The 25141-nt window shown below is 57.4% G+C and carries 18 protein-coding genes; 8 read left to right on the forward strand and 10 right to left on the reverse strand.

What is annotated here, in order from left to right; genetic code table 11:
* Positions 1-74: 74 nt before the first annotated feature.
* Positions 75-848: a hypothetical protein gene (locus tag FNT36_RS12920; RefSeq protein ID WP_144848235.1), complete on the forward strand. Its 774-nt coding sequence runs from the start codon at positions 75-77 to the stop codon at positions 846-848.
* Between the two features lie 166 nt (positions 849-1014).
* Here the strand turns inward: FNT36_RS12920 and FNT36_RS12925 are convergent, their stop codons facing one another.
* The gene (locus FNT36_RS12925) at positions 1015-2325 is read right to left on the reverse strand and encodes an amidohydrolase (RefSeq protein ID WP_144848237.1); all 1311 of its coding nucleotides are present in this window, start codon (positions 2323-2325) and stop codon (positions 1015-1017) included.
* Positions 2326-2675: 350 nt separating this feature from the next.
* Here FNT36_RS12925 and FNT36_RS12930 point away from each other — a divergent pair, with 350 nt between their 5' ends.
* Positions 2676-3380, forward strand: coding sequence for a phosphatase PAP2-related protein (locus FNT36_RS12930; protein WP_144848239.1), 705 nt, complete (start codon positions 2676-2678; stop codon positions 3378-3380).
* A 100-nt stretch (positions 3381-3480) separates the two neighbouring features.
* On the opposite strand, the gene FNT36_RS12935 is transcribed toward FNT36_RS12930, so the two are convergent.
* Complete coding sequence (locus tag FNT36_RS12935; protein ID WP_144848241.1) at positions 3481-4881, reverse strand: MATE family efflux transporter; 1401 nt, start codon at positions 4879-4881, stop codon at positions 3481-3483.
* 184 nt (positions 4882-5065) lie between these two features.
* Here FNT36_RS12935 and FNT36_RS12940 point away from each other — a divergent pair, with 184 nt between their 5' ends.
* Positions 5066-6850 (forward strand): glycoside hydrolase family 15 protein, encoded by a 1785-nt coding sequence (locus FNT36_RS12940; protein WP_144848243.1) that lies wholly within the window; start codon positions 5066-5068, stop codon positions 6848-6850.
* An 86-nt stretch (positions 6851-6936) separates the two neighbouring features.
* Here the strand turns inward: FNT36_RS12940 and FNT36_RS12945 are convergent, their stop codons facing one another.
* The 4 genes from FNT36_RS12945 to FNT36_RS12960 all read right to left on the reverse strand — a co-directional run bounded on the left by FNT36_RS12945 (position 6937) and on the right by FNT36_RS12960 (position 12335).
* Complete coding sequence (locus FNT36_RS12945; RefSeq protein WP_144848245.1) at positions 6937-9120, reverse strand: bifunctional alpha,alpha-trehalose-phosphate synthase (UDP-forming)/trehalose-phosphatase; 2184 nt, start codon at positions 9118-9120, stop codon at positions 6937-6939.
* A 331-nt stretch (positions 9121-9451) separates the two neighbouring features.
* The gene (locus FNT36_RS12950) at positions 9452-9994 is read right to left on the reverse strand and encodes a TetR/AcrR family transcriptional regulator (RefSeq protein ID WP_144848247.1); all 543 of its coding nucleotides are present in this window, start codon (positions 9992-9994) and stop codon (positions 9452-9454) included.
* Between the two features lie 645 nt (positions 9995-10639).
* A complete protein-coding gene (locus tag FNT36_RS12955) occupies positions 10640-11425 on the reverse strand; it encodes an SDR family NAD(P)-dependent oxidoreductase (RefSeq protein ID WP_144848249.1) in 786 nt (261 codons plus the stop codon).
* 94 nt (positions 11426-11519) lie between these two features.
* Positions 11520-12335 (reverse strand): phytanoyl-CoA dioxygenase family protein, encoded by an 816-nt coding sequence (locus FNT36_RS12960; protein ID WP_144848251.1) that lies wholly within the window; start codon positions 12333-12335, stop codon positions 11520-11522.
* A gap of 322 nt (positions 12336-12657) precedes the next feature.
* Between FNT36_RS12960 and FNT36_RS12965 the strand changes: the two genes are divergently transcribed.
* Together FNT36_RS12965 and FNT36_RS12970 are read left to right on the forward strand one after the other, a co-directional pair.
* Positions 12658-14214, forward strand: coding sequence for a hydroxymethylglutaryl-CoA reductase (locus FNT36_RS12965; RefSeq protein WP_144848253.1), 1557 nt, complete (start codon positions 12658-12660; stop codon positions 14212-14214).
* A gap of 285 nt (positions 14215-14499) precedes the next feature.
* Positions 14500-15234 carry a hypothetical protein gene (locus FNT36_RS12970; protein ID WP_144848255.1) on the forward strand — a complete coding sequence of 245 codons (735 nt, stop codon included), beginning with the start codon at positions 14500-14502 and terminating at the stop codon, positions 15232-15234.
* A gap of 79 nt (positions 15235-15313) precedes the next feature.
* On the opposite strand, the gene FNT36_RS12975 is transcribed toward FNT36_RS12970, so the two are convergent.
* On the reverse strand, positions 15314-16984 hold the full coding sequence (locus FNT36_RS12975) for a S41 family peptidase (protein ID WP_233635885.1): 1671 nt from the start codon (positions 16982-16984) through the stop codon (positions 15314-15316).
* A 442-nt stretch (positions 16985-17426) separates the two neighbouring features.
* On the opposite strand from FNT36_RS12975, the gene ruvX reads away from it, so the two are divergent.
* From ruvX to FNT36_RS12990, 3 genes are all read left to right on the forward strand, one after another.
* Positions 17427-17846, forward strand: coding sequence for a Holliday junction resolvase RuvX (ruvX, locus tag FNT36_RS12980; RefSeq protein WP_144848259.1), 420 nt, complete (start codon positions 17427-17429; stop codon positions 17844-17846).
* Positions 17843-18466 (forward strand): peptide deformylase, encoded by a 624-nt coding sequence (locus FNT36_RS12985; protein WP_144848261.1) that lies wholly within the window; start codon positions 17843-17845, stop codon positions 18464-18466. The genes ruvX and FNT36_RS12985 overlap by 4 nt, the downstream gene beginning before the upstream one ends.
* A 196-nt stretch (positions 18467-18662) precedes the next feature.
* Positions 18663-19613: a zinc dependent phospholipase C family protein gene (locus FNT36_RS12990; RefSeq protein ID WP_233635886.1), complete on the forward strand. Its 951-nt coding sequence runs from the start codon at positions 18663-18665 to the stop codon at positions 19611-19613.
* Between the two features lie 141 nt (positions 19614-19754).
* Here FNT36_RS12990 and FNT36_RS12995 read toward each other — a convergent pair whose 3' ends face one another.
* From FNT36_RS12995 to FNT36_RS13005, 3 genes are all read right to left on the reverse strand, one after another.
* The gene (locus FNT36_RS12995) at positions 19755-21176 is read right to left on the reverse strand and encodes an MFS transporter (RefSeq protein WP_233635887.1); all 1422 of its coding nucleotides are present in this window, start codon (positions 21174-21176) and stop codon (positions 19755-19757) included.
* 209 nt (positions 21177-21385) lie between these two features.
* Positions 21386-23179 carry an alpha-amylase family glycosyl hydrolase gene (locus FNT36_RS13000; RefSeq protein ID WP_144848265.1) on the reverse strand — a complete coding sequence of 598 codons (1794 nt, stop codon included), beginning with the start codon at positions 23177-23179 and terminating at the stop codon, positions 21386-21388.
* Positions 23180-23187: 8 nt separating this feature from the next.
* Positions 23188-25080: an alpha-amylase family glycosyl hydrolase gene (locus FNT36_RS13005; protein ID WP_144848267.1), complete on the reverse strand. Its 1893-nt coding sequence runs from the start codon at positions 25078-25080 to the stop codon at positions 23188-23190.
* Positions 25081-25141: the final 61 nt, after the last annotated feature.

Here is a 25141-nt window from a genome sequence, read left to right on the forward strand (position 1 = left end):
GCGGGCGCGCCGTATGGGGCAGCAAGTTGCCTACGTAGCCACTGGCTGCGGGGTCTATCCTCCTACTTTTGTATATGATTCGTCTTGTACTTGCCACGCTGCTGAGCGGCAGCCTAGCGGCGGGGCTATCGGCCCCGGCCCAGGCCGCGCCGGCCGACTACCGTCCGCCCCGCCACTTCTACACGCCCAGCCACCAGCCCTACCGCCGGCTGCCCACGCGCTTGGCGTTCGGTTTCAACCTAGCCAATTACAACGGCGACCTCACCGGCCGGCTACGCGACAATACCCTGCGCCTGGGTTTGAGCCTAGGACTGGTGCGCACGCTCAGCCCACACCTCACCTTCGGGGCCGACCTAGGGTATGTCAAGTTCAAGGCCGTAGACCAATACCCCGACCGCGGCTATCGCTTTGAGGGTACTAATGCGTTGCTGACGACATTCTTGCGCTATAATATCTTAGCCGACAAGAGCATGTACCTAGGGCCCAACCGTCGCTCCACCACGTGGCAGCCCTTCTTGCAGGCGGGCGTAGGAGGTATGGTCTACAACCCCACCCCGGCGCAAGTGGTGCTCGGTAGCACGGTGCCGCTAGTCGCCGAGGGCAACAACACAGCTACGTTCTCGGGCGTGGCAGCTGTGCTGCCTGTGGGCGCTGGGATTACGCTACGTGCCAGCCGCTCGCTCTACTTTACGCTAGAAGGCTTGTACTACTTCACCAGTTCCGACTTGCTTGACGGTATCAGCCAGCGTGGCAACCCCAACTCGGTTGATAGCTTCATGACCGGCGCGCTCAAAATTGAGTATGCTTTCTACAAAAAGAAGGGTAAGCCGCTTGTGCACTTTGATTAAAAAGACTAGCCTAAGCTCAGCTGGCAGGATAGCTGCATAGCGGCAGTTAGTTACAGATAAAACCGAAGCTCTGTCGGAGCGACCCCACTAAATATGTGGGTCGCCCCGACGGAGCTTCGGTTTTATTAACCATTGCGGCTGCCTAACCTAGGCAACAAGGACTGCGCTACTTTTTGGTCAAGTAGTCTACGGCCAGCGTAGCCAACGTTTTTACGCCTAGCGGGAAAGCGCTCTCGTCGACCTTGAAGCCGGCGGTATGGTGGTCGGCTACGGTAGCGGGGTCGGTGCCGGGTGCGGTGCCACCTAGGAACACAAATAGGCCGGGTATTTTTTCCTGATAGCAGGCAAAGTCCTCGGCGCCGGTCACGGCCTTTATCTCGACCACGTTCTTGGCCCCCGCCACGCGCTGCATGGTGGGCAGCATGCGGGCCGTGAGGGCCGGGTCATTGAAAGTGACGGGCACGTAGGGCTCGATGCCGACCTCGGCAGTGGCGCCGTTGGCCGCCGCAATGCCGTTGGCAGTGCGCTTGATGGCGGCCCAGATGCGCTGCTGCGTGTCGGGGCTAAAGGCCCGGATGGTGCCGCTGAGCGTGGCATCGGGCGGAATGATGTTGTAGCGCACGCCCGCCTGCACGGTGCCCACCGTGACCACGGCGGCGTCTTGGGTAAGGTCGGTTTGGCGGCTCACGATGGTTTGCAGAGCCGTGATAATCTCGGCGGCCGTTACTACCGGGTCGATGCTGCTCCAAGGCTTGGCGCCGTGGCTGCCCTTGCCAATAACCTTGATGCTGAAGCGGTCAGAGCTGGCCATTTCGCCCCTGGGGCGGTATTGCAGCTGCCCTACCGGCGCCGACGCCCAGATGTGCAGCCCGAAGATGGCCTCCACCTTGGGGTTTTCGAGCACACCCTCTTGCACCATCAGCTTGGCCCCACCTACCACGCCGGGCAGCGAGCCCTCCTCAGCGGGCTGGAAAATAAATTTGACCGTGCCGGGTAGGTCTTTTTTGAGCTGGCTCAGCACCTCGGCAGCGCCCAGCAGCATGGCCACGTGCGTGTCGTGGCCGCAGGCGTGCATCACGCCCACGGGCTGCCCTAGGTAGGTAGTCTTGACGGTGCTGGCAAAAGGCAGGCCGGTGCTTTCCGTGATGGGCAGGCCATCCATATCGGCGCGTAGGGCCACTACGGGGCCGGGCTTGCCGCCCTTCAAAATGCCCACTACGCCGGTGCGGCCCACGCCAGTTTGCACTTCTATACCTAGGGCTTTGAGCTGAGCCGCGATGAGGGCGGCCGTGCGGTTTTCTTCATTGCCGAGCTCGGGGTGCTCGTGCAGGTCGCGGCGCCAGCCCACCACCTTGGCCTGCTCGGCGGCGGCCAGCTGGGCAATGCGGGCATCGAGAGGCGCGCGCTGAGCGCGGGCGGCGGGGGCAGTGGCTAGTAGCCCTAGGCCAGCTAGCAGAGTAGGTAACGCGTGTTTCATGGCTCCCAAGGTACGGCTAGCCGCCTAGGGTAAAAATGGGTAGCGAATTTTGGGTCCAGCCGCGTCGTGCTTAGTGCAGCTTAACCTTGGCGCTGGGTGGCGTACCAGCCAGCTCTTCCAAGGGGCGCCAGGTCTATTCTAGAAATCGCAATGCATTATTAGGCACTTAGTGCAAAAAGCTGGTAGCTGCCACGCAGCTAGCCTTATAGCTTCGTAAGCCTAACTAAAAAATAACTTGGCCGGAACATTGCTTTTGCAGCGGCTTGTTATACCCTGGCTGCCATCGGGGCTAGGATGGTGCTTATTTTTGCAGGCTCAATAGAGGTTCGGCTCTTTTTATCGACAGCGTTATGCGTGTTTTTCCGCTCGTTTCTACTCGTTCGCTCGCTCGCACTCCAGCTGGCTCGCCGGCGGTAGACGACGGCCACTGGGGGCAGGCCCTGGCGCAGCCCGCGTTTCGGCGCAGCTGGCTAGTGCTAGCCTTGCTGTTTGTGGTGCTGCTGTCGCTAGTGCCAGGCTTCTTTCTCTATATTCAGCAGAGGCCTGGGGCGGTGGCTACCGACCCACTGCTGGCCCTGGTGCCGCGCCACGACGTGGCCGTGCCGGTGTTCGCGCTTATGTATGGCAGCGTGCTGGCCGCCATGGGCTGGCTAACGCGCCAGCCGCACCTGTTTTTACGGGGCTTGTGGGGTTATCTCTTTCTATTGGTGCTGCGCATGTCCACTATCTGGCTGGTGCCGCTGGTTCCGCCACTCGACTTGCTGCCCATGCCTGACCCCTTCCTGGCGCTCGTGTTCCATACTAATGCCAGTGAGGCCATCACCAAAGACTTATTTTTCTCGGGGCACACTTCCACGGTAGTGTTGCTGGCCTTGGCCGTGCGCGGGCGCTGGTGGCGTGGGGCGTTAGCTGTGGCGGCCGTGCTAGTGGGCTTGTTGGTGCTGGTGCAGCGCGTACACTACAGCTACGATGTTCTGGCCGCGCCCTTCTTTGCCTGGCTGGCCTACTGGGCGGCTGGGTTTGTAGTGCGGCCCGCTGCAGAAACCCGCGCTTAGGTAGTACCTAGGCAGCGTGAAAGACGAAAAAAAAGAACCGCCGAATAGCACTGCTATCCGGCGGTTCTTTTTTTAACGCGACTCAATGATGCCAGCTTCCCTAGGCCGGTTCCGCTACGGGTGCGGGGGCCGGGGCGGGAGTGAGGTTTTCGCGTAGCCACTGGCCGCGTAGATACCACACGGCGGCTAGCAGCGCCGACAGCACATTGGCTACCACAAACGACCACCAGAGGCCGTGGAAGCCCAGTGCCGTATGCCGTGATAGATACCATGCCACCGGAAACTGTAGGCCCCACACCCCAATAATAGTCAGTACCATGGCCCCTAGGGTGTTGCCAGCTCCGCGCAGCGCACCCGAGATGCACTGCTGCACCCCCGTAAAGCACAGACTACCCACCGCAATGCGCACAAACTCTACAGCGTCGCGCGTCACGGCTTCATCGCCCTTCAAGAAGAAGCGCACCAGCGGCTCGGCGGCCAGCCACCCGGCCGCCCCCACCAGCAGCAGGCCCGTAAAGCTGAGCCCAATGGCATAGTTGGCCGTTTGGCGGGCTCGAGGCAGGTTGCGGGCCCCGATGTTTTGGGCCACCAGCGTAGAGCACGCCAGCGAGATGCCCAGCGCCGGAATGATACCTAGGGCCAGAATGCGCGAGCCGATGCCATACGTAGCCAGCACGGTAGTGCCGAAGGCCGCGGCCAGCCCCGTCATCATCGACAGCCCGAGGGCGCGGGCCGAGAGGTCGACCGACGAGGGTAGGCCTAGCCGCACCGAGCGGCTCATAAGCGCCCAGTCGGGTTGAAAACCGCGAAAGCTGAGTTGAATGCCCGACTTGCCACGCAGCAATACCGCTAGGCCGATGCCAAAGCTCAGCACCTGAGTCGTAAGCGTGGCCCATGCTGCCCCGGCCACGCCGAAGGCGGGCACTGGCCCCCAACCATCAATAAAGAGCGGGTCGAGCCCGAAATTGAGCGCTAGCGTGCCGATGTTGATGTAGAGCGGAATGCGCACCTCGCCCACGCCTCGCATCAGGGCCTGAAACATGAGGAAGCCGAAGTTGAACACCAGCCCCAGCATCAGCACTCGCTGAAACGAATTGGCCAAATCAAAAATATCGTTGCCCACCCCGAAAAGGCGCAGAATGAGCGGCGATGCCGCGTAGGCACCCACCGTAAGTACCAGCGCCAGCGCCGTTTCCAGCACCAGCGACTGCGCTGCCACGTGGTTGACCATTTTCAGGTTACGCGCTCCAAAGTTTTGGGCTACTAGCACCGAGCCGGCCACCGAAAACCCCGAGCCTAGGGCCACCAGCAGGAAGTTGATGGGAAAGCACACCGCCACGGCGGCTACTGCATTGGCCCCCAGTCGGCCCACCCAGTAGGCATCTACGAGCTGGTAGCCGGTTTGGAGCAGGTTGCCAAACACAATGGGCAGGGCCAGCGTGAGCAGCGATTTTAGAATGGGGCCTTCGGTAAGACTGGGGCGAGCGGCGGTAGGATTCATAAGCCCTCTTACTACGGTATACGCCCCGGCCAGGCTGCCTCGGAGCAAAGGCTGGATAGAGCTGGCGCGCTGAGCAGCGGAATTTTGCTTCGCGCTAGTGAGCCCTAGGTATAACCCCGGCCGCCTGAATGGGGTACACCCCGCTACTACCAGCCCGGTGCGTAGCCGGGGCTCCTCCTTTCGTATGATAAAGCACACTTATGACATGGGCGTGATTGGCAACTGCGCCTTTCTAGCTCTCATCGGCACCGACACGGCCGTGCGCTGGCTTTGCTGGCCCCGCTTCGACAGCAGCTTTGTATTTGGCCCGCTGCTCGACGAGCAGAAAGGTGGCGAATACAGCATCAAGCCAGTAGACGCAAACTTTACGTCTGAGCAGCGCTACCTCACCAACACCAACGTGCTCAGCACGACGATTACTACGCCCGAGGGCAGCTACCGCGTTACTGATTTTGCCCCGCGCTTTTTGCAATACGAGCGGTATTATAAACCGCTGATGCTCATTCGTAAAGTGGAGCCACTGACCGGCGCCCCCCGCGTGCGGGTGGCCTGCCGCCCGGTGGGCCAGTACGGCGAGCAAGAGCTGACGCGCCGCCGCAGCTCCAACCACATCGCCTTTTTGGGGCTGGAAGAGGAAATTCGCCTCACCACTAATATTCCGCTCACCTACGTGCTCGATGAGGAAGACTTCGCCCTCAACGAAACCAAGTACCTAGTGCTCACCTATGGCGCACCCCTCGAAGCGCCCCTCGAAAGCACAGCCGAGCGCTTCTTGCTCAATACCGAAGGCTATTGGCGCAACTGGGTGAAGAGCACTAGTATTGGCAATTTCCACCAGACCCAAGTTATCCGCTCGGCGCTGGCTCTCAAGATTCACCAGTACGAAGACACCGGCGCCATCATTGCGGCCAGCACTACCAGCCTACCTGAAGCTCCCGGCAGCACCCGCAATTGGGACTACCGCTACTGCTGGATGCGTGACACGTACTACACCCTCACGGCCTTCAACAACATCGGCCACTTTGAGGAGATTGAGCGGTATTTCCAATACATCGCCAACATTTCGACCAAGGTGGTGGGCAAGTACCAGCCGCTGTACGGCATTGGGGGGCAGGCCACGCTCACCGAAACCGAACTGCCGCTGGCCGGCTACTTAGGCAACCAGCCCGTGCGCATCGGTAACGATGCCTACACCCACATCCAAAACGACGTATATGGCCAGGTGCTAGTGGCCTTGCTGCCGCTGTACACCGACTGCCGCTTTCGCGACCCCGAGCGGGCCGTGCCACTGAGCTTGGTGGAAGAGTGCCTGCGCCTCATCGAGGCCACTATGGACCAGCCCGATGCAGGCCTGTGGGAGTTCCGGCACATTGCCCAGAAGCACTGCTACACGTACCTCTTTCACTGGGCCGGCAGCCACGCTGCCCGCCAGGTGGCCCGCCAGCACGGCGACGTACTCCTAGAAGAGTTTGCCACGCGCCTGCTGCAAGAGGCCGAAAGCCGCATCGAGCAGTGCTTTTACGCTGAGCGTGGTGCCTACGCCAACGCCATCGGCTCGACCGACTTCGATGCTAGCACCATCCAGCTCATTACGATGGGCTACCTCGACCCGGCTTCCGAAAAAGCCAAGCACCACCTCGTGGAGCTAGAAAAAGAGCTGAAAACGCCCGAAGGCCTTTTCTACCGCTACCGCCACCCCGACGACTTTGGCACGCCCGAGACAACCTTCCTCATCTGCTCGTTCTGGTACGTAGAGGCCCTAGCCTGCGTGGGTCGCCTCGACGATGCTATTCGGGAGTTTGAGCACCTCATCTCCTACGCCAACCACCTAGGGCTGCTTTCAGAAGACGTGGACGCCAAAACTGGCTCGCAATGGGGCAACTTCCCGCAAGCCTACAGCCACGTGGGCTTGGTAAACGCCGCCTACCGCATTGCCAAAAAGCTAGACCGTCCCAACTTCGTGAGCTAAAAACCCAAGCCACCAGCTTTCATCAAAAAAGCCGTGCGAAATAGATTTCGCACGGCTTTTTTGTGTATTGCCTACCTAGGGCAGGGCTAGCTTAGCAGCTTGCGCAGCAACTGCCGCACATCGCTGGGCGCGGCCAAGTGGAAGCGCGCCAGCGAGCGGGCATCGGTACCCACGCGCACCGTGTATGCCTCTGATGGCATAGCCCGGAAAGTGTCCTCGTCGGTGCGGTCGTCGCCCAGGGCCAGCGCAAAGGCTGGGGCATAGCGCTCAATCCAGCGGGCAGCGGCAGTGCCTTTGTTGAGGCCCGCGTTTTTAATTTCGACTACCTTATTGCCTTCTAGTACTTGCAAGTCGGTATTGGCGGTCATGAACGAAAGGTGGCTCATCATCTCGCGGGCGCGCACCTCGCCTAGGTCGGCATCGGCGCGGCGGTAGTGCCACACCAGCGAGTAGTCCTTCTCTTCAATAAAGGAGCCGGCGGTACGGGCCACATATAGCTCCAGCACCGGGCGCATCTCGCGCTTCCAGTCGTTGCGCAGGGGCTGGAAGAGCTGCCAGTCTTCGCCCGCTGTGCGCAGCCATACGCCGTGTTCAGCAATAAAATCGAGGGGTAAATCGCCGAGCCAATTAGTGAGCGTAGTGCGGTCGCGCCCGCTGATGATGACCACCCGCGTGTCAGGCAGCTCGCTCAAGGCGCGTAGCAACAGGCGCAACTCTTCGCCGGGCCGGGCCAACTGCGGGTTGGGGTGGAATGGTACCAGTGTGCCATCGTAGTCGAGCAACAGCAATCGTTGCTGGCCGGCCGCCGCCTTAAAGTCAGCTAGGAGTTGGGTAGTGGCGCTGGCCGTCAGCATTTCGGTGGCGAGGGTGTGTTGCTTCATTTTAGTGTAAGCCAGCTGGTTCATAAACAGCTTGGTCCAGGAGAATACGTTGTAGCGCTTCACTAGCGCTTGCATCGCCTTGAGGCGAGTAGCTTGCTCTTCCTCAGGCATCACGAGGGCATCGTGTAGGGCCTCGACCAACTGGTTGATGTCGGTAGGGTTGATAAGAATGGCATCCGACAGCTCGCGGGCGGCGCCGGCGCGTTCGCTCAAAATGAGCACTCCATGCTGGTCAAGTTTGCTGGCAATAAACTCTTTAGCCACTAGGTTCATGCCATCGCGCATGGGCGTTACCAGAGCTACTTCGGCCAAGCGGTAGAGTGCGGCCAACTCCTCCAGCGGCAGCGAGCGGTAGAAGTACAGAATTGGGTTCCACCCAATAGTGCGGTACTGCGAGTTGATGCGGCCTACCAGTTCGTCAATCTCCTCTTTAAGAGAAGCATATTGTGGTACTTGGTCGCGCGAGGGCACTACCAGCATCACGAGGCTCACTTGCCCACGCCACTCGGGGTAGCGCTGTAGCAGCAATTCAAAAGCCCGTAGGCGCTGGGCAATGCCTTTGGTGTAGTCGAGCCGGTCGATGGAGAGAATGACACGAGTGTCGCGCATCGCCTCCTTATATTCTTCTACGTGCTTTTTGGCTTCCTCTGAAGCTGCCGCTAAGGCATAGCGTTGGTAGTCAATGCCCATTGGGAAGGCGTCGACACGCACCGAGCGGGTGGGCGTATCAATCTGTCCGTTCTGGGCCGATAGCCCTAGGAGGTGCGATACCGCACTTAAAAAGTGCCGCAGATAGCCAAAGGTATGAAAGCCAATGAGGTCGGCCCCGAGCATGCCGCGTAGTAGCTCACTACGCCAAGGCAACACCCGAATAATTTCCTGAGAGGGAAAAGGGATGTGCAAAAAGAAGCCGATAGCCGCCTCAGGCCGCGCCTTGCGCAGCATTTCGGGCAGCAATAGCAGCTGGTAATCGTGCACCCAGATAGTGTCTTCTGGGCCAGCTTCGGCTAGCACAGCCTCGCAAAACTTCTCGTTTACGGCTACATAGGCTTCCCAGTGGCTCTGCTCGTAGGTGGCAAACTCGCTGAAGTAGTGGAAGGTAGGCCAGAGCGTAGAATTACTGAAGCCCTCGTAAAAATCCCGAATTTCATTTTCGGTTAAGAACACCGGGGCCATGTTGTCAGCCCGTAGCTCGGTGCGAATGTGTTCTTCTTCTGACTCGTCCTGCACAAATAGCCCCGGCCAGCCTATCCATAAGTTGTCGCCCTGGCGGTAAATAGAACCTAGCCCCGTGGCCAACCCACCTTCGCTGGGCTGAAACGTGAGGCCCTCATCGGTGCGCAGGACTTTGGTAGGAAGGCGATTAGAGACAATTAAGGTACGCGACATAAGTAAGGCAAAGGATAGTAAACCCCTGGGTCTACGGGATAATTCACCAAAAAGGCATTTTTATCTTACCCCTACTTCCTATGCCTACCGCTGCGAGCTGCTAGTAAGCAGCTCGCTAAAAGAGGTAAAACCTACTTTTTGACCTCAATCCCAAACGCACTAATTCAAGCTGTTTTCACAGCATGTATTTACCTAATCCACCTCTCAAATAGCTCCTTCTCGACACTTCGCAAGAAGCGAAGCCCTAGGTTGTTTACCAACCAAGTAAACGGCTTAAGTCAATCAGCACAGAGCGTCTAACCCAGCATTACTGCTTCAACCAGCCGAATTGCTAGCTAGCAGATACTTGCGTCTGGTATTTGCGCTTAATGAACTCCAGCATGTCGCGCACATGCTCGTCCGTTTTATTAGCCTCTATTTTCCAAAGCGCTTCGATGAGTAGCAGCAGTAGCTGCGTTTCTTTTTCCGGGTCGGCGTAGCCGAGTTGCGCAAAGGCTGCTTTCAAGCGGGCTGGCACGGGCCGCATAAAGCGCTCGTGCTGCTGGCGCGCGGTTTCGTAGTCGGCGAGGCGGTATTGCAGCTTCCAGAAGTAAGGCTCTTCCTGCACCATCTTATAGGGCAGGTCGATAACGCTGTGAATAAAGGCGAGCGGGTCGGTTTCGAGCATACCGCCCCGGTTGTGCTCGATAATACGCTGGTAACCGCTCTTGATGATGAAATCTAAGAGCTGGTCTTTAGAACCAAAATGTTTGAAAATCAGGGCCTCCGATACGGCGGCTGCTTTTGCAACGGCCTGGGTCGAAGTATTGTCAAAACCCTTCTCCCCAAACAGCTGCAACGCCACGTTGGCAATGTGTTGGCGGCGGGTAATCATGGGGATAATGCTAGAGAAGAGCGCTGGTGAATACCTAGCTAACTCTCAAAACTTAGTAATTCGGGTGCAAGTTCGGCAAGAATACGCAGATGTGCTTAAAGTAGGCGGCATGCCGCGTTTCTTAGGCGAGAGAGCTTAAACGGAAACCGGCCGATTTGGATAAACCAAATCGGCCGGCTGAGCAACTTTCAGTGTCTGCTAGCAGCTAGGTGCCAGTGCAGAAGTTGTGCGTCCGGGCGGGGTGGGAACAACGGCCGGATGACTAGAACAGAGAGTGTGCAAAAAATCGCATTCGGGCGGGGTGGGAGCAACGACCGAATAAATCAGTGTGAGAAGTGTGTCCGGGCGGGGTGGGAACAACGACCGGTAGAGTGTAGAAGAGAGTGTGTCGGCTAGCTGGGTGGGAGGCCCTAGCCGTTAGTGGGAGCAATATTACGACTGAAATTGGGATATGGGTAAGTGTTAGCTTACTATTTTTTAGTAAGTGGATACTCACTAATTATTTTTAACATTAAGTAATTGTAAATCAAATAAATAATTTTACGTATAAAATTTTGTCATATTGCAAAGAAAATAATTCATAACAAAGCCCAGCGCATATCTCATGTGAGATACGCGCTGGGCTTTAAGCTAGTGAGCGAGGGCTTACAAATATTTTTCGTAGATACCTGCTGCTATTTTTTCTACAATACCTTTCGGTACTACCCCTGTGAGGCCCGCCGATACCTTATTGAGCACACCAGGAATAAACTCGGCCTCGCCGGCAAAAAGCGCTTGCAGGCCAGCTGTTGCCACAGCGTTTGGCGTCATTGATACTTTATTAGCCACGGCTTGCAGCTCGGCGCCCATGCCTGCACGGCTAGTGAAGTCGGTAGTAGTAGCCCCTGGGCTCAGGCACGTAACAGAAACACTTGTGTCTTTCAGTTCATAGCGCAGCCCCCGACTAAAGCTTAGTACGAATGCCTTGCTAGCTGCATACACCGTAAGTGAGGGCACCGCTTGATAAGCAGCCGTGCTCGCCACATTGAGAATGTATGCGCGAGATGCCTGCCGCAAGTAGGGCAGCAGTGCATAAGTAAGTTGCACTGGCAGCGTGAGGTTGAGTTGCAACATATTGAGTTGCTCTTCCAGCTTTAGCTGCTCGAAGCGGCCCCATAGGCCGTAGCCCGCATTGTTTACCAGCACAGCAAGCCCGCCAGGAGCATGTTCGCTAGTCCAAGAAGCTACTTGGCTCGCGGCAGTGGGCTCAGTTAGGTCGAGGGCTAGTATATGGGCTTGCCGCTGGTGGGTGGCCTGCACCTCTTGGGCCAGTGCTTGCAGTTGATTTTCGGAGCGAGCCACCAACAGCAGGTCATAGCCCCGTTGGGCTAGACCTAGGGCCAGTTCGCGGCCAATGCCGCGCGACGCGCCGGTGATAAGAGCAGTAGGCATAAGAGATAATAGAAGCAGGTTTAACAAGGAGTGGGCGTAACGCTGTTCTGGTTAGCTGAACAGCATTACGCCCACTCCTTGTTAGACCTGCTTCTTATTTTACTAGGTGTAAAAAACGCAAATAGAAGGGGGTGGGGCTTTCCTCGCTCTTGGGCTGGTATTTGCCACCAATAATAGGTACATACATAACGCGGCGGCGCGACTCGGGGCCTACCAGCGGTGACTGCGCCACGCGGTGCCACATGCGGCCGTCGTGCACGGTGAGGTCGCCGGGCTCGGTTTCTACCGCCACTTCATTGGGGTCGTAGTACACGTCCTTGTAATACTTCTTGCGGAAGAGCATCTTGCCAATGCCTTGGCGGTGCGTACCCGGAATGACGCGCAGGCCACCATTGGTGGCTTTGGTGCCATCTAGGTGCAGGCCAACGTTGAGCATGGGCCGAATGCGCTTGCCATAGAATACATCGCGCAGCGAGTCGGTGTGCCAACCCATTTGCGAAAACTCAGAGCCTTCGACGTTAACATAGTGGTTGACCACCAAGCCGTCGCGCTCGTTCTCACCTACTCGGCCCCCAGGAGTTTCGAGCAGCGGAAACAGAGCTTCAAAACGCTTGTCTTGTAGCAGCTCGTGCAGCACGGCGCTGTGCTGCGATGCAAAAGCGAAGCGCTGTACAATGGGCGAGCCATCCACGTCTTTGCCATACTTGATGGGCACGCCGTTTACCTTCTCTACCTTGTTAGTCAGCCAGTTTTGCTGCACATCCTGGGTAGCTTTTAGATAGGCTTGCACCTGGTCGGGCGAAGCAAACGGGCGGAAGTGCAAAAACCCGTATTTAGCAAAAAAAGCCCGTTGCTCCTGGGTTAATTCGGCACCGAGGGTGAAGCGGGGATAATCGGATAAAGACGCCATATGGGGACATGCCGCCAGCGAGTAGTTCGCCGTCGAAAAAGTCAATTGAAAAGGCAAAGATACGGCCCGACTAGTGGCTAGCGGGTGAAGTGAAAGCCAATGAATGCTACATAAGATGCCTATTAACCGTGAGGGGTCGCCAGAGTTGCGTCAGTGGCCCCTTTATTTTGAGTAAAAACTGCTATCTTTTAGTATTCACCTTTCATTAGCTGGTCTGTATCGCTAAAAATTGCGTAGTTGACCGACTTAGTCTGGCCAACTAGGCCACTAGGTTCGTCTTTCATCTGCCTTTTTCTCCAGTCCCGCTTACTCCTCTGCACCTATGGTATTCACGCCAAGCCCGATGCTTTTGAAGCTATTATATACTCGCGGTAGCTTGCACAATCAGCCCGATGGCGCCGGGGTAGCCTTTAGCATCAAAAACCGGCTCGATACGGTGCGCTTAATGAAGGTGGAGCAGGTACGGCTAGATGATACAGTAGTGCCCGCGGCTAATATTCGCCTTGACCTAGGCGGGGGCGATATTCGCCCGGCCACTGACCTAGGTGCTGATGGGTCGCTCAACCTACCAGTAGGGCAGGTGCTAACGTTTTCGCTGGCTACGCCGCCCTTGGCGGCAGGCATGCACCGCCTGCGGGTGCAATTCAGCACTGATGCATTTGGCGAGCTGAGCGTAGAAGTGGAAGATGCCATTGCAAGCCAAGATGGCCGCGTGCGTATTCCGCGAGTCGAAGGCGATGACTATGCGGCCGCGGCTATTCAGGCCCGGCAGCAGTTTGCGGAAGATTTTACAGGTCAGAAGTACAAACATTTAAAACAGTATTCCTTTGACCCGCATGACTTGCAGGGCAACTGCGAGAGCTTTGTAGGAGTGGCCCAGGTTCCAGTAGGCCTAGCCGGCCCGCTGCTGGTAAATGGCGAGCACGCGCAAGGCGAGTTCTTGATTCCGCTGGCTACCACAGAGGGCACCCTAGTGGCGAGCTATAACCGCGGCATGCAAGCCCTCAATCTGTGCGGGGGCGTGAAATGCACCGTCATTGGCGATGCTATGCAGCGGGCGCCCGTATTCGTGTTTGACGATGCCCGCGGCGCGCGTGACTTTGGGCGTTGGGTGGCCGAGAGCCTGCCGCAGATTCGGCCCGAAGCAGAAAGCACCTCGCGCATTGCCAAGCTTCAATACATTGATACGTACCTAAGTAACAAGTTTGCCTACCTACGCTTTAACTTCTCGACCGGCGATGCGGCGGGACAAAACATGGTAGGGCGCGCAACCTTTGCCGCCTGCTCCTGGATTCTGGAGCACTACCCAGGGGCGCCCATTCGGCACTTTTACCTTGAGTCAAATTTCGCTACCGACAAAAAGGCCTCGCAAATCAACGTAATGCGCACCCGGGGTAAACGCGTAGTGGCGGAGGCAACCGTGAAGCGCGACATTTTACAGCAGCGCCTGCGCGTGACGCCTGAGCAACTAGCCTATCACGGGCAGGTTAGCAACGTAGGGGCGTTTTTGTCGGGGGCTAACAACAACGGAGCGCATTCGGCCAATGGCATCACGGCCCTTTTCATCGCCACTGGTCAAGACGTGGCCAACGTCAGCGAGTCGTCGGCGGGGGTGCTGTATTCTGAAGTAACTCCGGAGGGGGACTTGTATCTGAACATCACTATTCCCTCGCTCATTGTAGCGACCTACGGCGGCGGCACGGGCCTCGCTACCCAAAACGAATGCTTGCGCATGTTAGGCTGCGTAGGTCAAGGCACAGTAAATAAATTCGCTGAGATAGTGGCCGGCGTAGTGCTAGCTGGTGAGCTGAGTTTAGGAGCCGCTATTTCGAGCAGCGATTGGGTAAGCAGCCACGAGCAGTACGGGCGTAACCGATAGGCCTAGGCTTAGGTAAGCGAGCCATGCACTGCCAAAGCACGCTAACTGCTTAAATGGCAGCTAATTTTTTCATAGCATTAATTTGATATACATAAGGCTAACGCATGCTGGATAAGGCGCAGTTAGTAGGTGCCTAATCAATATTTTAACTCTCTTTCCTAAATTTAGGACAAGTAGGTTTAGATATAATTCTATTGTAAATCTTATTATTTATCGCAAAAAATTGCTATTAACTGCCTAATTTTGAAGCACTCTGTCGCACTGTGCTTCACTTTATTGGCTGTTATGCTTCGATTTCTACTTGCTGGTCTGCTGACGCTCGGGGTAGGCTTGCAGGCAAGCGCAGCCAGCGAACACCCCAAGCAGACCAAAACTGGGCGTAGCACTTCTAAAATCAGTGCGTCTCCTGCCCGTCCGGTAAAAGCTCCTACTAGCAAGCCGCAGGGCGGCATCACGCTACACGTGCGTGAGCTAGGAAGCTTGCGCTTGGTAGGTGACTACCAGCTAGCTGCCCAGCAAGCTGACCAAGCCCATCAGGATTCGCTAGTTGCTGAGCTTTTTGCACAGGCAGACAGCACTGAGATGGCAACGCGCCGCGAAATTCGGGAGTTATACCCCGAAACAGCTGACTTGCCTGCTGACTTAGCTCTTGCGCTACGTCGCCCGGCAGCCCCATTAGGTAAGCGTCGCTTTCGAACGCGGCTAGTACGCATGGGCTACTGGGGCGCTCGCCGCGAGGCCGTAGAAAGCTTGACTTGCACTGATACTGGCCCGCTGGTACTGGCGCTGCTACCCGCCACAGCTACCACCCCCGCTCAGTTGTTGGCCGGTCCTGGCTACGACCAGGCCGCGCCGCTCCGTCCGCTCGAGCTAAACCAGACGGCTGTGTTGCGACTGTGTGGCGAGCGTGCTTCTCAGGTGCGAGCCTACGCTATGCTCTACAACCTGCATTTTGAGCAAGCAGATGATGTAGCCCGGCTACTCGATTACTATAACCGCATCGCCGTGGTGCAAGAATAAAGGTGACCTAGACTTCTCAGTGCAATGCGCTGAGTAGCATGCCTTAGGTACCACTAGCAGCTATCAATAGAAGTAGCTATTAGGATTGCTGTAGAATAGCTACAAGCGCAGTGTCGTCCTTCACGGCTTGCAGCGCTTGCTGCAGCTCGGCATCGTCTTCGCGCAACACAGCGCGGGCCGCTTCGGAGCCATAGACACTCTGAGCCACGTAGGCCTTGATGAAGTGTCGCACTAGCGGGGCACAGCGCCGCAGGGCCGCTCCGCCCGCTGGCAAGCCTGCCAGTTGGCCTAGGCGCCCCACGCCTGCTAGCTCGGCATCGGCAAGCTGAAAAGAGGCTTGGTACTGTGCTGGGCGCAACGCGGCTAGTGCAGCCTTGTGATGCTGGTAGTAGGCCAGTGCATAGGCACGCAGCACGCCGCGGCGGCAGAGATGCGTGAAATAAGCAGAGTTCTGCACCGTATCGCGCGCCACAAATACATCGGGCACAATACCGCCGCCGCCGTACACTGCCCGGCCGTGGTCGGTAAGAAAGCGCAGCTCCTTGGCTACTGGTATGCTATCGGCCGAGGTAAGCTCGCCCCGCCGCTCGCGCTCGGCCAACTCGTGCTGATAGGCAGCAGCATCGCGGCCATAGGGCTTTTGGATGCAGCGGCCAGCGGGCGTATAGTAACGGGCAATGGTGAGGCGCAGCTCGCCGCCATCTTGCAGCGCGATGGGCTGCTGCACCAAGCCCTTACCGAAGGTGCGGCGACCCACCAGCAAAGCACGGTCGTGGTCTTGCAGGGCACCGGCCAGCACCTCGGCGGCCGAAGCGCTATTCTCGTCTACTAGTACAACTAGCGGGCCCTGCTCCCAGTCGCCAGGCACGTGGGCATAGGTCTGGGTGTCATATTGCTCGCCCTTGCCATCGGTATACACCAGCTTGCGCGAACCCGCAATAAACTCATCAGCCATGCGCGTGGCCCGGTCTAGGTAGCCACCGGGGTTGCCACGCAGGTCAAGCACCAAGCGCGTCATGCCCTGGCGACGGAGGCCATCAAGTTCCTTTTTGAATTCATCGTACGTGCTGCCCGCGAAGCGATTAATCTTGAGGTAGCCCGTCTGCTGGTCGGCTAGCACAGTGCCAGGCTCCACTGAGGGGTTGGGTAAGCGGCGGCGCATCACGGTAAAGCTCAGTGGCTCGGGCTGGCCGGGGCGTTGCACGGTCAATACTACGGCGCTGCTGCGAGCGCCGCGCAGCAGCGCTGTGAGCTGGCTACTGGTGAGGTGCGCGCCGGCTACTTCTTTGGTACCCACACGTAGAAGTTGGTCACCTAGGCGCACGCCAGCTTCTTCGGCTGGGCCGCTGCGCAAGGTCGATGACACAGTGGCCGTATCGCGGAAAAAATAGAAGTCTAGTCCTACCCCCTCGAAGCTGCTTTTCAGAAAAGCATCGGCCTTTTCCCGTTCGTTGGCGGGCAAGTAGACCGAGTGGGGGTCAAGCTTTTCGAGCATGCGCGCTACGGCGTAGTCCGTGAGGCCCTCCGTGTCGGCCGAGTCCACGTAGTCGCGGTCTACATAGCTCAAAATTTCCTTGAAGCGCAGGTAGGCTCGTGCCGTGCCTGCCGGGTTTTCCGACGAGGGCCTAAATGGATTGCTAGCCACCAGCAGACCGCTGCCAAATGCCAGCATCAGCAGCAGTGCCCAGCGCCACCGTACGCCAAAAGGACGTAGGGATGGCGCCGTAGCTGAGCGCTGCGAAGGAGGCAAAACTGGCGGCAAAGCGGCCATGAGAAGGGTGAAATTGTAGTGTTAAATCAATCAGTTGGGACGAGCCTGATATCAAAACTAATATAATTTTTAAGGCCTTACTATAGGTGTGATTGGTGTTATACTTGTTTATGTGATTAGTGATATGATTTTCTGGGTAAGTGGCAATTTACACTTAATTATTGGCTAAAAATTCAATTCAAGTGCTGTAATGTATTGAAGAATTTGACTGCTTATTATATGATTTTAATTATAAAAAATGGATAATGTGCAGTCTGTGGTCAATCAATGTCACAGCCTTTTTCTTGCTGGATTAAAAGGCGCAAATTGTTGTGCATTTACCTTGGCCATAGAGTTACCGTCGGCGCTTAGGGCAGCCAGCCGCCGTATCTTTGCAAGAGGCTAGTAGTAGCCGCAATTTTCTATTTTTGCTCTTTTCGGCATGGCCCGCACCCTCGCCATTGATTACGGCCACAAGCGTGTGGGTCTCGCCGTCACGGACCCGCTTGGCATGATTGCCACGCCGCTCGACACCATACACAGCAAGGACTTGGTGGCATTTGTGCTGGCCTACCATCAGCGCGAGCCGCTGCGGGCCATTGTGGTAGGCATGCCGCGCACGCTACTCAACGAGCCTACCGACTCGACCAGCGCCGTGGTAGGGCTGCTGCGCCGCTTGCGCCGCGAGCTGCCCGATGTGCCCGTGCACGAAATGGACGAGCGTTTTACTTCACGACTAGCTAAGCAGGCTATGCTAGCGGGTGGTCTCGGCCGTAAAGCCCGCCAAGACAAAGCCATGGTCGATAAAGTGAGCGCGACCATTATTCTTCAGTCTTTTCTAGAATCACCTTTAAGCCAATGATTTATCCAATTGTTGCCGTGGGCGACCAGGTACTAAAGACCCGCGCCAAAGACCTGCCCACTGACCTGCCTGCTGCAGAACTGAGCCAGCTAGTGCAGGATATGTTTGAAACAATGTACTCGGCCAGCGGCGTGGGCCTGGCCGCACCCCAGATTGGCAAGGGCATTCGGTTGTTCGTGATGGACTCGACCCCCATGGTAGAGCCCGAAGATGATGACGAATCGACTACCGAGCCGCTTGATGCCGCTACCCAGGCTGCCCCAGCCGAGGTACCCGTGAAGCGCGCATTTATCAACCCCCAAATGCTGAGCGAAACCGGCGAGCAGTGGGGCTTCGAGGAAGGCTGCCTGAGCATACCAGGCGTGCGCGAAAATGTAATGCGCTGCCCCGACATCGTGCTGCGCTACGAAGACGAGAACCGCCAATTGCATGAGGAGGCTTTCAGCGGCATGGCCGCCCGCATCATCCAGCACGAGTACGACCACCTAGAAGGTATATTATTCACCGACAAGCTGTCGGCCTTTAAAAAGCAATTACTGAAGGGCAAGCTCGCTCGTATCAGCAAGGGAGATGTGCGGCACGACTACCGTATGAAATTTCCGGCCAGCGGACGGCGCTAAGCGCCCTGCAAGCTCCTAGGTCAGCAAAACTGGCATATCCTTCGGGGTATGCCAGTTTTTTGCGTTTTACCGGTTACGCGGCTTGCGAAGTAGCAAGTAGGAGTAAGACTGAGAAACGCATTGTAAGCCTGAGTGCTGCGCGTAATTTAGTAGCGTGAAGAACCGCTACCACTGGCTTTTATTATTAGGATTGTTTTTGAGCTTGCCTCGCCCGGTCCGCGCTTGGGGCTTCTACGGGCACCGGCTGCTCAACCGGCTGGCGGTGTACACGCTGCCGCCCGAGATGCTGCCGTTTTTTAAAGCTAACATCGATTACCTGACCAACAATGCCACGCGACCCGACTCGCGCCGTACGGTGGTGCCCACTGAGGCCCCGCGCCACTTCTTGGACGTGGATGCCTACGGCGATAGCGCCCTCACGCGCCACGGCCGCGGCCTGCCGCGCGCCTATGCCGACGCGGTGGCGCTGGTGGGTGGCGAAGACTCGCTGCTGCGTCACGGCATCGTGCCCTGGCAGGTGGCCCGTATGAAAGGCCAACTCACGGCCGCCTTTCGTGACCGCGACACTGACCGTATTTTGCACCTGTCGGCCGACCTAGGGCACTATGTGGCCGATGCCTGCGTGCCCCTGCATACTACTCGTAATTATAACGGCCAATTTACCAATCAGCGCGGTATCCATGCGCTTTGGGAGTCACGCCTACCCGAGCTAAATGGGATGAATTACGACCTGCTGACCGGCCCGGCGCCTTACCTCGACAATCCTACCGAAGCCGCTTGGCTAGCCATAGAGCGCGCCCACGCGGCCCTCGACTCGGTGTTTACGATAGAGCGTCAGCTTACGACCGAACTCACCGAGGACCGTAAATATGGCTACGAGCAGCGCGGACGGCAGACCATCCGTACTTACTCGCGCGAGTTTAGCCAGGCGTATCATCAGCGGCTCAATGGGCAGGTAGAGCGGCAGTTGCGCTACGCGGCGCGGCTCATTGGGGCCTTCTGGTATACCTGCTGGGTCGATGCCGGCCAACCCGACCTGACCGAAATGGACCAGCAGCCCTCGGAGGCTGAGCAATTGGCGATAGAGCAGGAACGCCGGGAAGCGGCGGCCGCGCCGGTGATTGCCATTCCAGGCCACGAGGAATAAAAAAGCGCTGGCCAGTGGGCCAGCGCTTTTTGTGTGATTGTTATACTGAGCTAGTGAAGCATCTCGCGTGCCGACGTCTGCAAACATTGTTGATTACTGCACCACGCGAGATGCTTCGCTACGCTCTGCATGACAATAGTTTTATACGTTCGGATTGGCGTCGGCTAGCGAAGCTTCGTAAGCGAGGTTCTCGGCGGGCGTTAGGTTGTTGGGCAGGCGGATGTCATCAGCGTCGTGTACGCGCAGAGTGAGTAGACCCGAAAGTATCATCGAGCAGCCACCTAGGACGAGCGTAAGGGCCGAGTTACCGCCAAAAACCTGCTTGGTAAAGAAGCCTAAGGTGACGCTGGCCAGCATCTGGGGCAGTACGATAAAGAAGTTGAACACCCCCATATAGTAACCCATCTTATTAGAGGGCAGCGCGCCGGCCAGCATGGCGTAGGGAATCGAGAGGATGCTAGCCCAGGCGATACCGACTCCAATCATTGAAACCAGCAGCATTTGCGGGTTTTGAATGAAGTAAATCGAAATCAGCCCTAGGCCGCCCGCCGTGAGGCAAATGAGGTGCGTGACGCGACGGCTGGTGGCGCGGGCCACCGCGGGCAGCGCTAACGCGGCCAGGGCCGAAACACCGTTATAGACCGAGAAGCAGACGTTTACCCAGTCGGCGCCTTCGTTATACAGCTTGGAGGTGGTATCGCTGGTGTGGTAAATGTGGCTGGTAATGGCAGGCGTGGCATAAATCCACATCGAAAACAAAGCCAGCCAGCTAAAGAACTGCACGACAGCTAGCTGACGCATCGTACGGGGCATATCGGCAATACCAGCAAACGATTCTTTCACCCCATTCCAGAAACCGGCTGTGCGACGCTTTTCGGCTTCAAACTCAGCCATGTCTACCGGCGGGTATTCCTTGGTGGTGAAGACCGTCCAAGCTACGGCGATGAAGTACACGATGCCGCCAGTGTAGAAAGCGTATTTAAGCGAGGGCGCGATTTGGCCGGCGGGCGCGACGTTGGAGAAGTGTAGCCAGTTGGTGTAGATATAAGGCAGCAACGAGCCTACTACTGCGCCAATACCAATGAAAAACGTTTGGAAGCCAAAGCCTGCCGTGCGCTGATTGCTAGGTAGCAAGTCGCCCACTAACGCTCGAAAAGGCTCCATTGAAATGTTGATGCTGGAGTCCATAATCCAGAGCATGCCGGCCGCCATCCACAGCGCCGAAACGTGCGGCATCACAATGAGCGCCAACGAGGCAAGGATGGCTCCAATCAAGAAGAATGGCCGGCGCCGACCCCAGCGCGGGCTCCAAGTACGGTCGGAGAGGTAGCCGATGATGGGCTGCACTAGCAGGCCGGTGGTGGGAGCCGCTATCCAGAGAAAGGCTAGCTTGTCTTCCTGCGCACCCATCGTTTCGAAGATGCGGCTCATATTGCCGTTTTGCAGCGCAAAGCCAAACTGGATACCTAGGAAGCCGAAGCTCATGTTCCAGATTTGCCAGAAGCTGAGGCGCGGCTTAGCCCGCAAATGAGGGTTATCGATGGTGACGCCGGAGCCTGCCATTGGAAAAAACGGGGGTAGGGTGGGATATTTAGTCTAGAAAGGTAAGCACCGAAATCGATTCAGAAAATGGCCTTAACGGTATCTGTCATGCTGAGCGCAGCGCAGCGGAGTCTAAGCATCTTGCGTGGTGCGGTAAACCCTTTCGTTTGATTTTGCTACACCACACAAGATGCTTCGACTCCGCTGCGCTGCGCTCAGCATGACAGATATTACTTGATTTCTAACACCATAGCCGCCAGCGGAGCCAAGCTCAGCTTGAGGTCGGTTTTGGGTTCGCCGCCATTCAGCAAGTCACGGTAGGTGTGTGAGTGCTTGGGGTCGAGGCCTAGGCGCTGCTGCACCTCATCGGGGAGTAGCAGGGTGGGGTGGTAGGTCTGGGTATCGCTGAAATTGACCACTACCAACACCTTTTGGCCCGACGTGTAGCGCACGAAGGCGTAGAGTTTGTGCTGGTCGTACTCCTTGCTGAGGTTATTGGCATCCTGCAGCTCGTAGAACTGACCCTCACGGATGGCCTCGCTGCTGCCCGCCAGCGTGAGCAGACGCTTGTAGAAGTCATGCAACTGCTTCTGAGCGGGGCTGAGCTTAGCGCCGTCAAACTTGCCCTGATTCATCCATTTCTGGTGTTCGGGCATACCCCAATAGTCGAAGAGCGTGGTGCGGCCGTCGCCGGTGTTAAAGCCGGGTACACCATGGGCGGGCTCGGCCACGTCCTGGCCCATGTAGAGCATCACCGGGCCCGAGCCTAGCGTGGCCGACACCGTCATGGCCGGGACAGCGCGGCGCGGGTCGGTAGCAAATTCCTTGGAGGCAATGCGCTGCTCGTCATGGTTTTCCAGAAAGCGCAGCATCTGCGAGCCGTAGCCGCGGCTTTCGGTTTTCCAGACGTGAGTGATGTCCTCGGTAGTGCCTTCCTGGCGCATCAGGCGGCGCAGGCCGTCGTAGAGGCCCACCTTGTCGTAGAGAAAATCGAAGTGGCCCTTAGTGAAGTAAGTGCCGTATTCCCTGGGATTATAGGCCTCACCGATGAAGACGATGCCGGGCCGTACCTGCTTTAGCTGCGGAATAACCCAGGCCCAAAACTCGACGGGGACCATCTCGGCCATGTCGCAACGGAAGCCATCAACATTCTTCTTGGCCCAGAATACTAGGATGTCTTTCATCTTGAGCCAGGTATCGGGCACCGGCTCGAAGTAGGTTTTGCGGCCATTCTGGTAATCGACGCCGTAGTTGAGCTTGATAGTTTCGAACCAGTCATCGACGGTGGGCGTGGCCGTAAATACATCATTGCCGGTGGCTTTGGCCGGAAACTCATTGTACTTGCCATCCTCGCGCGGGCCTTGCAGGGGACCTAGGGGCTGGTAGCCAGCCGGCACTCCAAAGCGCTTGCCAGGCACGTAATAGAAGTTGTTGTTAGGCGCGAAGGCCTTGGTATTGTCGTCTTTTGCGCCTAGGTCTACCACGCCAGCCGGCTTGGAAGTAGACTTATAGGAGCGAGCTACGTGGTTGGGGATGAAGTCAATAATCACCTTGAGGCCGTGGGCGTGGGTGCGCTTCACGAGGGCCTCAAACTCGGCGAGGCGGGTTTGGGGCGTGGTAGCCAGGTCGGGGTCCACGTTGTAGTAGTCGCGGATGGCGTAGGGCGAGCCGGCGCGGCCTTTCACCACATCAGCATCGTCGGCGGGTAGGCCGGGGTAGGGCGTCATGGTGGCGTGTTCGAGCACGCCGGTATACCACACGTGCGACACGCCTAGGTCCTTGATTTTGGTCAGCGCCAGGTCGTTGATGTCGTTGAACTTGCCGCAGCCGTTTTCCTGAATAGTGCCGTAGGTTTTGTTGAGGGCTACCTTGTTGCCGAAAAGCCGCGGTAACATCTGGTAGATAATGAGTTTATTATCTACTGGGGTTTCGTCGGTGGTATTCGGGTTGTTAGGAGTTTGGGCCACGAGCGGAGAGGCTGAAGCGGCCAGCAGTAAGCCGGCCGCCAAGGTGAAAAATCTCATAGTAGGGTCTACTTACGCAATTCTACCACCCAAGCCGTGTGTGCCGGCACCTTCAAGGTCTTCAAATCGGAAATAACGGCCCCGCTCACCACTTCGGTGCCCGTCGAAAAGCCCTGCGTACGTTCTGCGTAGCGTGTGCCGTCCACCGTTTTCTCCTCCTTGGTATTGTTGGCGATAACCATTACGCACTCCCCGTCATTGTACCGGAAATAGGTGTACACGCCATCCTGCGGCAGAAACTGCATGAGCTTGCCGCTCGATAGCACCGGGTGCGATTTACGGTAGTTCGCTAGCTTGCTCACGTAGTCGAAGGCCTCGCCCGCCTGGCCTGGCCGCGACACAAAGTAGTTCTTCTTATCGCCAGCCCAGCCGCCGGGGAAGTCCTCGCGCACCTTGCCATCGGGGTCCGAGAAGTTTTTCATCAGCACCTCGGTGCCGTAGTAGAGCTGCGGCGTGCCGCGCAGGGTCAGTAGCCAAGCAATGCCCATCTTGAACTTGGCAAAGTCTTCGCCAATCACCGAGTAGAAGCGGCTCATGTCGTGGTTGTCGAGGAAGGGCACGTTGCGCGTGGCGTCCACGTACATCCAGTCGCCTTGCAAGGAGCGGTAGAGCTTGGTGAGGTCACCACTATTCAGCGCATCGCTAATGCCGAAGCATATTTGAAAGTCAAGCACGCCCGGCAAGTTCGACTTGAAGCCATTGACGGGCGGAAAAATGTTCTGGGCAAAGTAGGCCTGCTCGGCCTCCGTGCCCTCCCAAGCCTCGCCAAACAGCGCTAGCTTAGGGTATTCATCCTGAATAGCCTTGCCCCATTCCATCAAGAACTTAGGCTCCGAGTAAGGATAGGTATCAATGCGGTAGCCGTCGAGCCCCGTCGTTTCGACCCACCACAAGAAGTTCTGCGTGAGGTATGTAGCTACAAGCGGGTTGCTCTGGTTGACGTCGGGCATGGTGGTGTCAAACCAGCCGTCGTTTTCGAGCAGGCGGTCGCGCTGCGAGCCGTAAGGGTCGTTGAGGGGGTAGGCGTTATAGTTCGAGCGCGTGAAAGAGGGGAAAGCGTGAAACCAGTCGGCCGCCGGCTTGTCCAAGAACAAATGGTGGTAGCTGCCCCAGTGGTTAAGCACGATGTCCTGTATCACCTTAAGCCCCTGGTTGTGCGCATTTTTTACAAACTGCACGTACTCTTGGTTGGTGCCGTAGCGTGGGTCCACCTTGTAGCAGTCGGTCACTGCGTAGCCGTGGTAGCTCGCCTTGGGCATATCATTCTCGATGATAGGCGTAGGCCAGATGGCCGTGGCGCCCAGCTGCTTAATGTACGCAAAGTGATTTTCGATGCCCTTGAGGTCGCCGCCATGGCGGGCGTACATTGAGTCGCGGCTCATGCGCGGGGCGCGAGTGCCCTTCACCACGTCATTTTTGGGGTTGCCGTTCGAGAAACGGTCGGGCATCAGGAAGTAAATAAAATCGGCCTGCGTGAGGCCCTGCACGCGCGCCGGGTCTTGGTTGCGCGAGCGAAGCTCATAGTTATAGGTAAAGCTTTTGTTACCCTTAAACTGAAGCTTGAGCTGGCCGGGCTGCGCCTGCGGCGCAATGGTAAGGTTTACCACCAAATAGTTGGGGCTTTCGAGCTTCTCAAACCCATCGAGCGTGACGCCGGGATAAGTGGCTAAGCTCACCTGATTGCTGGCGATGCCGGGCGCGTTCACCAGTAGCTGAAGCTTAGGGTTTTTCATGCCCACGAACCAGTTGGTAGGGTCAATGCGGGTGATGGGCGCGGCCTTAGCGGCGGGGCGGGTGGGGGCAGCAGTGGGGCTAGGGGCCGGGGCGCTGGCCAGCGCCAGGGTGGGCAGCAGGCAGGCGGCCAGGGCAGCCGTGCGCAACAAGGAAGAAAGCTGGGACATGGGGTAGGGAAATAGAGAAGCAAAAGATAATCGGCCAGGCAGCTAGCCGCCCGGCAAAGTA

It is taken from the genome of Hymenobacter setariae, from assembly GCF_007713685.1.
GTDB lineage: Bacteria > Bacteroidota > Bacteroidia > Cytophagales > Hymenobacteraceae > Hymenobacter > Hymenobacter setariae.

Excerpts from the sequence above, each read along its gene's own strand:
- ruvX (WP_144848259.1), top strand. The coding sequence starts at position 17,427 with ATGGCCCGCACCCTCGCCATTGATTACGGCCACAAGCGTGTGGGTCTC.
- FNT36_RS12925 (WP_144848237.1), bottom strand. The coding sequence starts at position 2,325 with ATGAAACACGCGTTACCTACTCTGCTAGCTGGCCTAGGGCTACTAGCC.
- FNT36_RS13005 (WP_144848267.1), bottom strand. The coding sequence starts at position 25,080 with ATGTCCCAGCTTTCTTCCTTGTTGCGCACGGCTGCCCTGGCCGCCTGC.
- FNT36_RS12995 (WP_233635887.1), bottom strand. The coding sequence starts at position 21,176 with ATGGCAGGCTCCGGCGTCACCATCGATAACCCTCATTTGCGGGCTAAG.
- FNT36_RS12940 (WP_144848243.1), top strand. The coding sequence starts at position 5,066 with ATGATAAAGCACACTTATGACATGGGCGTGATTGGCAACTGCGCCTTT.
- FNT36_RS12955 (WP_144848249.1), bottom strand. The coding sequence starts at position 11,425 with ATGCCTACTGCTCTTATCACCGGCGCGTCGCGCGGCATTGGCCGCGAA.
- FNT36_RS12985 (WP_144848261.1), top strand. The coding sequence starts at position 17,843 with ATGATTTATCCAATTGTTGCCGTGGGCGACCAGGTACTAAAGACCCGC.
- FNT36_RS12950 (WP_144848247.1), bottom strand. The coding sequence starts at position 9,994 with ATGATTACCCGCCGCCAACACATTGCCAACGTGGCGTTGCAGCTGTTT.
- FNT36_RS12965 (WP_144848253.1), top strand. The coding sequence starts at position 12,658 with ATGGTATTCACGCCAAGCCCGATGCTTTTGAAGCTATTATATACTCGC.
- FNT36_RS12920 (WP_144848235.1), top strand. The coding sequence starts at position 75 with ATGATTCGTCTTGTACTTGCCACGCTGCTGAGCGGCAGCCTAGCGGCG.
- FNT36_RS13000 (WP_144848265.1), bottom strand. The coding sequence starts at position 23,179 with ATGAGATTTTTCACCTTGGCGGCCGGCTTACTGCTGGCCGCTTCAGCC.
- FNT36_RS12945 (WP_144848245.1), bottom strand. The coding sequence starts at position 9,120 with ATGTCGCGTACCTTAATTGTCTCTAATCGCCTTCCTACCAAAGTCCTG.
- FNT36_RS12930 (WP_144848239.1), top strand. The coding sequence starts at position 2,676 with ATGCGTGTTTTTCCGCTCGTTTCTACTCGTTCGCTCGCTCGCACTCCA.
- FNT36_RS12960 (WP_144848251.1), bottom strand. The coding sequence starts at position 12,335 with ATGGCGTCTTTATCCGATTATCCCCGCTTCACCCTCGGTGCCGAATTA.
- FNT36_RS12935 (WP_144848241.1), bottom strand. The coding sequence starts at position 4,881 with ATGAATCCTACCGCCGCTCGCCCCAGTCTTACCGAAGGCCCCATTCTA.
- FNT36_RS12970 (WP_144848255.1), top strand. The coding sequence starts at position 14,500 with ATGCTTCGATTTCTACTTGCTGGTCTGCTGACGCTCGGGGTAGGCTTG.